The organism is Fictibacillus sp. 7GRE50, assembly GCF_015903875.1.
Lineage (GTDB): Bacteria > Bacillota > Bacilli > Bacillales > Fictibacillaceae > Fictibacillus > Fictibacillus phosphorivorans.
The window spans coordinates 17,286-26,199 of sequence record NZ_JACZDW010000009.1 but is presented as its reverse complement, the minus strand read 5'-3'; the positions used below and the strand labels follow the sequence as shown (position 1 = coordinate 26,199).

Genomic DNA, 8,914 nt, shown 5'->3' with positions numbered 1-8,914 from the left:
TATTACTCTTTAATAAAAACACTCTCCTTTTGGAGGGTGTTTTTTATTTTGAATTCATTTATAACGCTTTGTTGCTGATGAAAGTAGTTGATTTCCGTTCCAGTGCTTCGCTTTCCGCGGGGCAGGCGATGAGCCACATTTTTACGTTTCACGTATAAGTGTCTCATCTGTCTAGTTGCAGTGGCTAGCCCCTTGAGGTCAAAAGTTAAATAGACCATGAAGGCAAAGAGCACCTTCCTAGTCTATTCACCTTTTGCTTGTCGGGGCTGGACAAGCCACTTCCACTTTTCGGACTGCCCGCCTGTCCCGCAGGAGTCTTGCACTTCCACTCCAATCAACTGTCAAAGTAGACAAGGATTAAAAAACCATGTACTTATTTATAAGAGAGATAAAAGAATAATATTTTTAATAAATGGCTCTTATAAAGAAAAAGTGATATGAGATCCTTTAAAAAGTAGCGGAACGGTAAATCAAATCGTAAATCCTGAAATTCGATTCATAATTCCGGGAGTTCACACCATAAATCCGCGAGGTATAAAATCAACTCCATGCGCACGGTTGCTGGAGCTGGAACAATCTAAATTCACCACCACCAATCGCATTTCTTCTATATATATAGAAGAAACACATTCAAATATGCAAAAGAAGAAAAAGGAAGTTGAAATCTCCTGATAAAGTCTCTATAATAGAAAAAGTGCGATTAGCAATAAATAAATGCAAATAACACTTGCATTGGGCATTGCTTTTCTCTATAATAAGTAATGTTGGTCATTCACTGCGATGATCCGGAAGGTTGCTGACACACTAGGCCCCTTTGCCATGGCTGGTGATATCAGGTTGAATTTCCGCGGAGCAATGTCTGTTTATCAAAATAGGCGAATAAAGGAGGGAAAAAAATGGCAAAGCAAAAGATTCGTATCCGTTTAAAGGCGTATGATCACAGAATTCTTGATCAATCAGCTGAAAAAATCGTAGAAACTGCTAAGCGTTCAGGAGCAAAGGTATCAGGTCCTATCCCACTACCTACTGAGAAAGCGATCTACACGATCCTTCGTGCGGTTCATAAGTACAAGGACTCTCGTGAGCAGTTCGAAATGCGTACTCATAAGCGCTTGATCGATATTATCGAGCCAACACCACAAACAGTTGATTCGTTAATGCGTTTGGATCTACCGTCTGGTGTAGACATCGAAATTAAACTATAATTTCACGTTTGCTTATAAATATTTTACTTATTAATAGGAGGTGTGACGAATGACCAAAGGAATCTTAGGTAGAAAAATTGGTATGACTCAAGTTTTCGCAGAAAACGGAGATCTAATTCCAGTTACTGTAGTAGAAGTAACTCCTAACGTTGTTCTTCAAAAGAAATCCGTTGAGAATGATGGCTACGAAGCTATCCAACTTGGATTTGATGATAAAAAAGACTCTCGTACTAACAAGCCACAAGCAGGACATGCTGCTAAAGCTAGCACGAGCCCTAAGCGCTACGTTAAAGAATTCCGTAATGTTGATGTTGCGGGATACGAAGTTGGTCAGGAAGTCAAAGCTGACATTTTTGCAGAAGGTGACGCTGTAGACGTTACTGGTACATCTAAAGGAAAAGGATTCCAAGGTGTTATCAAACGTCACGGGCAATCACGCGGGCCAATGAGCCACGGTTCCCGTTACCACCGTCGTCCTGGTTCAATGGGTGCAGTTGACCCTAACCGTGTTTTCAAAGGGAAAGCATTACCTGGACGTACTGGCGGAGATACAGTAACTGTACAAAACTTAGAAGTTGTAAGAGTTGATGCAGAACGTAATCTTCTACTAATCAAAGGTAACGTACCTGGAGCGAAAAAGAGCTACGTTACAATTAACTCTGCTGTTAAAGCAAAGGATGCTAAATAAGGAAGGAGGACAATCTGATGCCAAAAGTAGCATTATTTAAACAAGATGGTACTCAAGCTGGCGATATCGAATTAAACGATTCCGTTTTCGGTATTGAACCAAATAAAAGCGTGCTTTTTGACGCTGTTATTATGCAGCAAGCATCACAGCGCCAAGGAACGCACGATGTAAAGAACCGTTCTGAAGTTGCTGGTGGTGGACGCAAGCCTTGGAAACAGAAAGGTACTGGACGTGCTCGTCAAGGATCTATCCGTTCTCCACAATGGGTTGGCGGTGGAGTGGTTTTCGGACCAACACCAAGAAGCTATTCTTACAAATTACCAAAGAAGGTTCGTCGCTTAGCTATTAAATCAGCGCTATCTTCTAAGGTTCTAGATAACGACTTAATCGTTTTAGAAGGTCTTGCATTCGAAGCTCCTAAAACAAAGGAAATGATGCAAGTTCTTGCAAATCTATCCGCAGATCGTAAAGCATTAGTTGTAACTGCTGATTACAATGACGCTGTTGCATTGTCTGCACGTAACATCCCTGGCGTAACAGTTGTTACGGCTAACGGCGTTAGTGTTCTTGACGTGTTAAACCACGACAAGCTTCTTATGACTAAAGACGCTGTGGAAAAAGTAGGGGAGGTGCTCGCATAATGGAAGCTCGTGATGTGATTAAGCGCCCCGTTATTACAGAGCGTTCTACTGAAATAATGGCTGACAAAAAATACACGTTCGAAGTTAATCCTCGTGCTACTAAGACTCAAATCAAAGGCGCACTAGAAGAAATCTTTGGCGTAAAAATTCAATCTGTAAACACTGCTACCTACAAAGGTAAGTTCAAGCGTGTAGGCCGTCATACTGGTTACACTTCTAAACGTAAAAAAGCAGTAGTTACATTAACTCCAGAAAGCAAAGAACTCGACTTTTTTGAAGGAGTTTAAAAAGAACTCGTAAAGGAGGGAAATTACAATGGGTATCAAAAAGTTTAAACCGACAACTAACGGTCGTCGTAACATGTCTCAGCTTGACTTTGCTGAAATTACAACTGACCAACCAGAAAAATCCTTGCTTGCTCCTCTTAGCAAAAAAGCTGGGCGTAACAACCAAGGTAAACTAACTGTTCGTCACCAAGGTGGAGGACACAAGCGTAAGTATCGTATCATCGATTTCAAACGTAACAAAGACGGAATACCAGGTCGCGTTGCTACAATTGAATACGATCCAAACCGTACGGCTAACATCGCGCTAATCCACTATGCAGATGGTGAGAAGCGTTATATCTTAGCTCCAAAAGGAATTAAAGTAGGGCAAGAAATCATGTCCGGTACTGAAGCTGATATTAAAGTAGGTAACTCACTTCCATTAGCTAACATTCCTGTAGGTTCTACAATTCACAACATCGAACTTAAGCCTGGTAAAGGTGGACAATTAGCTCGTTCAGCTGGTGCTGAAGCTCAACTTCTTGGTAAAGAAGAAAAGTACGCGCTAGTTCGTCTAGGTTCTGGTGAAGTTCGTATGATCCTTCTTACTTGCCGTGCAACTATCGGTCAAGTTGGAAACTTAGAGCATGAACTTGTGAACGTTGGTAAAGCAGGTCGTTCTCGTTGGAAGGGTATCCGCCCAACAGTTCGTGGTTCTGTAATGAACCCTAACGATCACCCACACGGTGGTGGTGAAGGACGCGCTCCAATCGGACGTAAATCACCAATGTCTCCATGGGGTAAACCAACTCTTGGATATAAAACTCGTAAGAAAAATAGCCAAACTGACAAGTACATTGTACGTCGTCGCAAAAAATAATGTGATTGTACTACGGTTCAATCGAGCCGTAGCGCAAACACAAAGGGAGGTTCTCAAATGGGTCGCAGTTTGAAAAAAGGGCCTTTTGTAGATGACCACTTGATGAAAAAGGTCGAGGCACTTAATGAATCTAACGACAAGAAAGTAGTTAAAACTTGGTCTCGTCGTTCTACGATTTTCCCTGACTTCATCGGTCACACAATCGCTGTTTATGATGGTCGTAAGCACGTGCCGGTTTATTGTACAGAAGATATGGTCGGTCACAAGTTAGGTGAGTTTGCACCTACTCGTACTTACAAAGGCCATGCAGCTGATGATAAGAAAACAAGACGTTAATTGAGGGGAGGTACACAAAATGGAAGCAAAAGCAATTGCTAAACAAGTGCGTATTGCTCCTCGTAAAGCTCGCATCGTAATCGACTTGATTCGAGGCAAGCAAGTAGGTGAGGCACTTGCGATTCTACGTTTGACGCCTAAAGCAGCTTCTCCTGTAATTGAAAAGGTGCTTAAGTCTGCTATCGCAAACGCAGAACACAACTATGAAATGGAACCGAACAACTTGGTGATTAAGCAAGCGTTCGTTGATGAAGGTATTACTCTTAAGCGTTTCCGTCCTCGTGCGATGGGTCGCGCAAGCCGTATCAACAAACGTACTAGCCACATCACAATCGTTGTTTCTGAAAAGAAGGAGGGTTAAGACGTGGGTCAAAAAGTAAATCCAATAGGTCTACGTATTGGCGTCATCCGTGACTGGGATTCAAAATGGTACGCTGAAAAGGATTACGCTAATCTTTTACATGAAGACCTTAAGATCCGTTCTTATATTGAAAAGCGTTTAAAAGACGCTGCTGTATCAGGTGTTGAAATCGAACGTGCAGCTAACCGTGTGAATATCACAATCAAAACTGCTAAACCAGGAATGGTTATCGGTAAAGGTGGATCTGAAGTTGAAGCACTTCGTAAAGCCCTTAACGACATCACTGGTAAAAGAGTTCACGTAAACATCTTTGAAATCAAACAAGCTGACGTTGATGCTAAGCTAGTAGCTGAAAACATCGCTCGTCAACTTGAAAACCGTGTATCTTTCCGTCGTGCTATGAAGCAGGCGATCCAACGTGCAATGCGTATGGGAGCGAAAGGTATCAAAACACAAGTGTCAGGCCGTCTTGGCGGAGCTGATATCGCTCGTGCTGAACATTATAGTGAAGGTACAGTTCCTCTTCACACACTTCGTGCAGACATCGATTACGGTACTGCTGAAGCAGACACAACTTACGGTAAGCTTGGAGTTAAAATCTGGATTTATCGTGGTGAGGTCCTTCCAACAAGAGGAACGAAAAAAGAGGAAGGAGGCAAATAATTATGTTATTGCCAAAACGTGTTAAATATCGTCGTGAACACCGCGGTAAAATGCGTGGGAACGCAAAAGGCGGTACTGAAGTTCATTTCGGAGAATTCGGTTTGCAAGCTCTTGAAGCTAGCTGGATTACTAACCGTCAGATCGAAGCAGCTCGTATTGCGATGACTCGTTATATGAAGCGTGGCGGTAAAGTATGGATTAAAATTTTCCCGTCTAAGCCTTACACTGCAAAGCCTCTAGAAGTCCGAATGGGATCTGGTAAAGGTGCTCCTGAAGGATGGGTAGCAGTAGTTAAGCCAGGAAAAGTTATGTTTGAAATCGCAGGTGTCTCTGAAGAAGTGGCACGCGAAGCGTTGCGTCTTGCAGCACACAAACTTCCTGTAAAATGTAAGTTTGTTAAACGCGAAGAAGTGGGTGGTGACACAAATGAAGGCTAATGATATTCGTAACCTGACCACTGCAGAAGTTGAACAAAAAGCAAAAGCACTTAAAGAAGAGCTTTTTAACCTTCGTTTCCAACTAGCGACAGGTCAACTTGAAAACCCGGCCCGCATTCGTGAAGTTCGTAAAGCAATTGCCCGTGCAAAAACGGTTTTACGTGAAAGAGAGCTTGGGATTACTAACGGTTAAATCTTGAGAGGAGGTTCGCACAATGAGTGAACGTAACCAGCGCAAGGTGTACACTGGTCGTGTTGTTTCTGACAAGATGGACAAAACGATTACAGTGCTTGTAGAAACTTACAAGACTCACACTTTATATAACAAGCGCGTTAAATACTCTAAAAAGTTAAAAGCGCATGATGAAAACAACACTGCTAAAATTGGCGATATCGTAAAGGTTATGGAAACGCGTCCGCTTTCTAAAGACAAGCGATTCCGTCTAGTTGAAGTAGTACAAGAAGCAGTAATTATTTAATAAATTGTTCGGATTATACTCATATCCGAAAGGAGGTCCATTCGCATGATTCAACAAGAATCCCGTTTAAGAGTAGCTGATAACTCCGGTGCGAAAGAGTTACTTTGCATTAAAGTTCTTGGTGGTTCTGGTCGTAAGTACGCTAACGTTGGTGACATTATCGTTTGTTCGGTTAAGTCCGCAACACCAGGTGGCGTTGTTAAGAAAGGTGACGTTGTTAAAGCGGTAGTGGTACGTTCTAAGCGTGGTATGCGCCGTAACGACGGATCTTACATCCGCTTTGATGAGAACGCGGCTGTAATCGTTAAGGATGATAAAGGTCCTCGAGGAACTCGTATCTTCGGACCAGTAGCACGTGAACTTCGTGACAAGCAATTTATGAAAATCGTATCTCTTGCTCCAGAAGTTCTTTAATATATTTACTAGCAAGGCGTTTATTGTCTTGTAAGGAGGTGCAACATCACAATGCCATTGCATGTGAAAAAAGGCGATAAAGTACAAGTTATTTCCGGCAAGGATAAAGGTAAACAAGGTGTGATCCTTGAAGCTTATCCGAAGCTAAATAGAGTGCTTGTTGAAGGTGTGAACGTTGTTAAGAAACACGCAAAACCTTCTCAAGCTAATCCACAAGGTGGAATCCTTAGCCAAGAAGCACCAATTCATGCTTCTAACGTAATGCCTCTTGACCCTAAAACTGGTGCTCCTACTCGTGTAGGCTACAATGTAGTTGATGGGAAAAAAGTTCGTGTGGCCAAAAAATCTGGTGAAACCCTAGATAAATAAGTCTCAGAGTGAAAGGAGGACACATAATGAACCGTCTACAAGAGCGATATAAAGCAGAGATCTTACCATCTCTAATGGAAAAGTTTAATTACACTTCAGTAATGCAAGCACCAAAGATCGAAAAAATCGTTATCAACATGGGTGTTGGTGAAGCAGTATCCAACTCTAAAGTGTTAGATACAGCAGTAGAGGAACTTACAGCAATCGCTGGTCAAAAGCCTGTGATCACGCGTGCTAAGAAATCTATCGCTGGATTCAAACTTCGTGAAGGTATGCCGATCGGATCAAAAGTTACACTTCGCGGAGAGCGCATGTATGACTTCCTTGATAAGTTAATCAGCGTTTCCCTTCCACGTGTACGTGACTTCCGCGGGGTTTCCAAGAAGTCTTTCGACGGCCGCGGTAACTACACGCTTGGAGTTAAAGAGCAATTGATCTTCCCGGAGATCGACTATGATAAAGTAAACAAAGTTCGCGGAATGGACATCGTTATCGTAACGACTGCGAACACTGACGAAGAAGCACGTGAGCTTCTTACACAAGTCGGAATGCCGTTCCAAAAATAACCTTTAGCCAAAGGAGGTTTACCCGTGGCAAAGAAATCCATGATTGCTAAGCAACAACGCAAGCAAAAGTTCGGAGTGCAAGAATATACGCGCTGTGAACGTTGCGGGCGTCCTCATTCAGTAATCCGCAAGTTCAAACTGTGCCGTATTTGTTTCAGAGAACTTGCTTACAAAGGTCAAATTCCTGGCGTTAAAAAAGCCAGCTGGTAATACCCTGAAAAAAGGGAAGGAGGTAACTAGTAATGGTTATGACAGATCCAATTGCAGATATGCTTACTCGTATCCGCAACGCAAACACTGTTCGTCACGATAAATTGGAGCTTCCTGCTTCTAATATGAAAAAAGAAATCGCAGAAATCCTAAAGCGTGAAGGTTTTGTTCGCGATGTGGAATATGTAGAGGATAGCAAACAAGGAATGATTCGTATCTTCCTTAAGTACGGTTCTAACAATGAGCGTGTAATCTCAGGTCTTAAGCGTATCTCTAAGCCTGGACTACGTGTTTATGCAAAATCAACTGATCTTCCACGTGTACTTGGAGGACTTGGTATTGCGATCGTATCTACTTCTAAAGGCATTATGACTGATAAAGAAGCTCGCCAATCACAAATGGGTGGCGAAGTACTAGCGTACGTTTGGTAATAAATAGCGAATGGAGGTGTCAACATGTCTCGCGTAGGTAACAAACCGATTGAAGTTCCAGGTGGCGTTACAATCGATGTTGCAACTGACAACACGGTTTCTGTAAAAGGCCCTAAAGGTGAACTTTCTCGCAAATTCAATGCTGACATTAAGATTAATGTTCAAGATAACGAAATTACTGTGGAACGCCCGAGCGACCACAAAGAGCACCGTGCATTGCATGGTACAACTCGTAGCGTACTAAACAACATGGTTATCGGTGTAACTAACGGTTATGAAAGAGCTCTAGAAATTATCGGGGTTGGATATCGTGCTTCCAAAGCTGGTAACAAGCTTGTACTTAACGTAGGTTACTCTCATCCTGTTGAAATCGTTCCTGAGCAAGGGATCGACATCGAAGTACCTTCTAACACGAAGGTAATCGTTAAGGGTATTGACAAGCAACGTGTAGGTGAAGTTGCTGCAAACATCCGTTCAGTTCGTTCACCTGAGCCTTACAAAGGTAAAGGTATTCGTTACGAAGGTGAATTCGTTCGCCGTAAAGAAGGTAAAACTGGTAAATAAAGCCGTTAGGTAGCGGAAAGGAGTGCAAAGGATGATCACGAAAGCAGATAAGAATGTCGCTCGTAAGAAAAGACATGCTCGTGTTCGCCGCGTTGTAAGCGGAACAGCACAACGTCCTCGTTTGAACGTATTCCGTTCTACAAAGCACATCTATGCTCAATTGATCGATGATCAAGCAGGTGTAACAATTGTATCTGCATCTTCCCTTGATAAAGGTGTAAGTGTAGAAAACGGTGGAAACGTAGATGCTGCTAAAGCGATTGGTCAAGAAATCGCTAAGCGCGCAGTTGAAAAAGGAATCAAATCGGTAGTATTTGACCGAGGCGGATATTTATATCACGGACGTATTAAAGCATTAGCAGACGCAGCTCGTGAAGCTGGGTTAGAATTTTAATCGAAGGAGG

The 8,914-nt window shown here is 42.5% G+C and carries 19 protein-coding genes; 18 read left to right on the top strand and 1 reads right to left on the bottom strand.

The annotated features are described in order from the left end of the window. Positions 1–2 precede the first annotated feature (2 nt). Entirely contained in the window at positions 3–218 is a 216-nt protein-coding gene (locus IHV12_RS20910; RefSeq protein WP_197192141.1) for a hypothetical protein, read from the bottom strand. A 678-nt stretch (positions 219–896) separates the two neighbouring features. Here IHV12_RS20910 and rpsJ point away from each other — a divergent pair. Genes rpsJ through rplR form a run of 18 tightly spaced genes read left to right on the top strand, consistent with a single transcriptional unit; the run spans position 897 to position 8,904 of the window. After that, on the top strand, positions 897–1,205 hold the full coding sequence (gene rpsJ / locus IHV12_RS20905) for a 30S ribosomal protein S10 (protein WP_053356198.1): 309 nt from the start codon (positions 897–899) through the stop codon (positions 1,203–1,205). 49 nt (positions 1,206–1,254) lie between these two features. Continuing rightward, the gene (gene rplC / locus IHV12_RS20900; RefSeq protein ID WP_066237965.1) at positions 1,255–1,893 is read left to right on the top strand and encodes a 50S ribosomal protein L3; all 639 of its coding nucleotides are present in this window, start codon (positions 1,255–1,257) and stop codon (positions 1,891–1,893) included. 17 nt (positions 1,894–1,910) lie between these two features. Beyond that, entirely contained in the window at positions 1,911–2,534 is a 624-nt protein-coding gene (rplD, locus tag IHV12_RS20895) for a 50S ribosomal protein L4 (RefSeq protein ID WP_066390669.1), read from the top strand. Next, the gene (gene rplW, locus IHV12_RS20890) at positions 2,534–2,821 is read left to right on the top strand and encodes a 50S ribosomal protein L23 (protein WP_137792245.1); all 288 of its coding nucleotides are present in this window, start codon (positions 2,534–2,536) and stop codon (positions 2,819–2,821) included. The genes rplD and rplW overlap by 1 nt, the downstream gene beginning before the upstream one ends. 28 nt (positions 2,822–2,849) lie before the next feature. Next, positions 2,850–3,680 carry a 50S ribosomal protein L2 gene (rplB, locus tag IHV12_RS20885; RefSeq protein ID WP_066390675.1) on the top strand — a complete coding sequence of 277 codons (831 nt, stop codon included), beginning with the start codon at positions 2,850–2,852 and terminating at the stop codon, positions 3,678–3,680. 57 nt (positions 3,681–3,737) lie between these two features. Beyond that, positions 3,738–4,016, top strand: a complete 279-nt coding sequence (gene rpsS / locus IHV12_RS20880) for a 30S ribosomal protein S19 (RefSeq protein WP_066237951.1) — start codon at positions 3,738–3,740, stop codon at positions 4,014–4,016. A 19-nt stretch (positions 4,017–4,035) separates the two neighbouring features. Further along, complete coding sequence (gene rplV, locus IHV12_RS20875) at positions 4,036–4,377, top strand: 50S ribosomal protein L22 (protein ID WP_066237948.1); 342 nt, start codon at positions 4,036–4,038, stop codon at positions 4,375–4,377. 3 nt (positions 4,378–4,380) lie between these two features. Continuing rightward, complete coding sequence (rpsC, locus tag IHV12_RS20870) at positions 4,381–5,040, top strand: 30S ribosomal protein S3 (protein WP_066237945.1); 660 nt, start codon at positions 4,381–4,383, stop codon at positions 5,038–5,040. Between the two features lie 2 nt (positions 5,041–5,042). After that, complete coding sequence (gene rplP / locus IHV12_RS20865; protein ID WP_066237943.1) at positions 5,043–5,477, top strand: 50S ribosomal protein L16; 435 nt, start codon at positions 5,043–5,045, stop codon at positions 5,475–5,477. Further along, complete coding sequence (gene rpmC, locus IHV12_RS20860; protein ID WP_066237940.1) at positions 5,467–5,670, top strand: 50S ribosomal protein L29; 204 nt, start codon at positions 5,467–5,469, stop codon at positions 5,668–5,670. The genes rplP and rpmC overlap by 11 nt, the downstream gene beginning before the upstream one ends. A 22-nt stretch (positions 5,671–5,692) precedes the next feature. Continuing rightward, complete coding sequence (rpsQ, locus tag IHV12_RS20855; protein WP_066390676.1) at positions 5,693–5,956, top strand: 30S ribosomal protein S17; 264 nt, start codon at positions 5,693–5,695, stop codon at positions 5,954–5,956. A 45-nt stretch (positions 5,957–6,001) separates the two neighbouring features. Further along, positions 6,002–6,370: a 50S ribosomal protein L14 gene (gene rplN, locus IHV12_RS20850; RefSeq protein ID WP_066237936.1), complete on the top strand. Its 369-nt coding sequence runs from the start codon at positions 6,002–6,004 to the stop codon at positions 6,368–6,370. A gap of 57 nt (positions 6,371–6,427) precedes the next feature. Then, entirely contained in the window at positions 6,428–6,739 is a 312-nt protein-coding gene (rplX, locus tag IHV12_RS20845; protein WP_066294477.1) for a 50S ribosomal protein L24, read from the top strand. Positions 6,740–6,765: 26 nt separating this feature from the next. Next, positions 6,766–7,305, top strand: coding sequence for a 50S ribosomal protein L5 (gene rplE / locus IHV12_RS20840; RefSeq protein WP_066390678.1), 540 nt, complete (start codon positions 6,766–6,768; stop codon positions 7,303–7,305). 24 nt (positions 7,306–7,329) lie between these two features. Beyond that, positions 7,330–7,515: a 30S ribosomal protein S14 gene (gene rpsN, locus IHV12_RS20835; protein WP_066390681.1), complete on the top strand. Its 186-nt coding sequence runs from the start codon at positions 7,330–7,332 to the stop codon at positions 7,513–7,515. Positions 7,516–7,547: 32 nt separating this feature from the next. Further along, positions 7,548–7,946, top strand: coding sequence for a 30S ribosomal protein S8 (gene rpsH / locus IHV12_RS20830; RefSeq protein WP_066390683.1), 399 nt, complete (start codon positions 7,548–7,550; stop codon positions 7,944–7,946). Positions 7,947–7,970: 24 nt separating this feature from the next. Then, on the top strand, positions 7,971–8,510 hold the full coding sequence (gene rplF / locus IHV12_RS20825) for a 50S ribosomal protein L6 (RefSeq protein WP_066390685.1): 540 nt from the start codon (positions 7,971–7,973) through the stop codon (positions 8,508–8,510). A gap of 31 nt (positions 8,511–8,541) precedes the next feature. Next, positions 8,542–8,904, top strand: a complete 363-nt coding sequence (gene rplR, locus IHV12_RS20820) for a 50S ribosomal protein L18 (protein ID WP_066237916.1) — start codon at positions 8,542–8,544, stop codon at positions 8,902–8,904. Positions 8,905–8,914 lie beyond the last annotated feature (10 nt).

What these genes read in the sequence shown, in the direction of transcription:
- rplP (WP_066237943.1), top strand. Translation starts at nt 5,043, where the DNA reads ATGTTATTGCCAAAACGTGTTAAATATCGTCGTGAACACCGCGGTAAA.
- rplC (WP_066237965.1), top strand. Translation starts at nt 1,255, where the DNA reads ATGACCAAAGGAATCTTAGGTAGAAAAATTGGTATGACTCAAGTTTTC.
- rpsJ (WP_053356198.1), top strand. Translation starts at nt 897, where the DNA reads ATGGCAAAGCAAAAGATTCGTATCCGTTTAAAGGCGTATGATCACAGA.
- IHV12_RS20910 (WP_197192141.1), bottom strand. Translation starts at nt 218, where the DNA reads ATGGTCTATTTAACTTTTGACCTCAAGGGGCTAGCCACTGCAACTAGA.
- rplN (WP_066237936.1), top strand. Translation starts at nt 6,002, where the DNA reads ATGATTCAACAAGAATCCCGTTTAAGAGTAGCTGATAACTCCGGTGCG.
- rplV (WP_066237948.1), top strand. Translation starts at nt 4,036, where the DNA reads ATGGAAGCAAAAGCAATTGCTAAACAAGTGCGTATTGCTCCTCGTAAA.
- rplD (WP_066390669.1), top strand. Translation starts at nt 1,911, where the DNA reads ATGCCAAAAGTAGCATTATTTAAACAAGATGGTACTCAAGCTGGCGAT.
- rpsH (WP_066390683.1), top strand. Translation starts at nt 7,548, where the DNA reads ATGGTTATGACAGATCCAATTGCAGATATGCTTACTCGTATCCGCAAC.
- rplW (WP_137792245.1), top strand. Translation starts at nt 2,534, where the DNA reads ATGGAAGCTCGTGATGTGATTAAGCGCCCCGTTATTACAGAGCGTTCT.
- rplE (WP_066390678.1), top strand. Translation starts at nt 6,766, where the DNA reads ATGAACCGTCTACAAGAGCGATATAAAGCAGAGATCTTACCATCTCTA.
- rpsQ (WP_066390676.1), top strand. Translation starts at nt 5,693, where the DNA reads ATGAGTGAACGTAACCAGCGCAAGGTGTACACTGGTCGTGTTGTTTCT.
- rplF (WP_066390685.1), top strand. Translation starts at nt 7,971, where the DNA reads ATGTCTCGCGTAGGTAACAAACCGATTGAAGTTCCAGGTGGCGTTACA.
- rplB (WP_066390675.1), top strand. Translation starts at nt 2,850, where the DNA reads ATGGGTATCAAAAAGTTTAAACCGACAACTAACGGTCGTCGTAACATG.
- rpsS (WP_066237951.1), top strand. Translation starts at nt 3,738, where the DNA reads ATGGGTCGCAGTTTGAAAAAAGGGCCTTTTGTAGATGACCACTTGATG.
- rplR (WP_066237916.1), top strand. Translation starts at nt 8,542, where the DNA reads ATGATCACGAAAGCAGATAAGAATGTCGCTCGTAAGAAAAGACATGCT.
- rpmC (WP_066237940.1), top strand. Translation starts at nt 5,467, where the DNA reads ATGAAGGCTAATGATATTCGTAACCTGACCACTGCAGAAGTTGAACAA.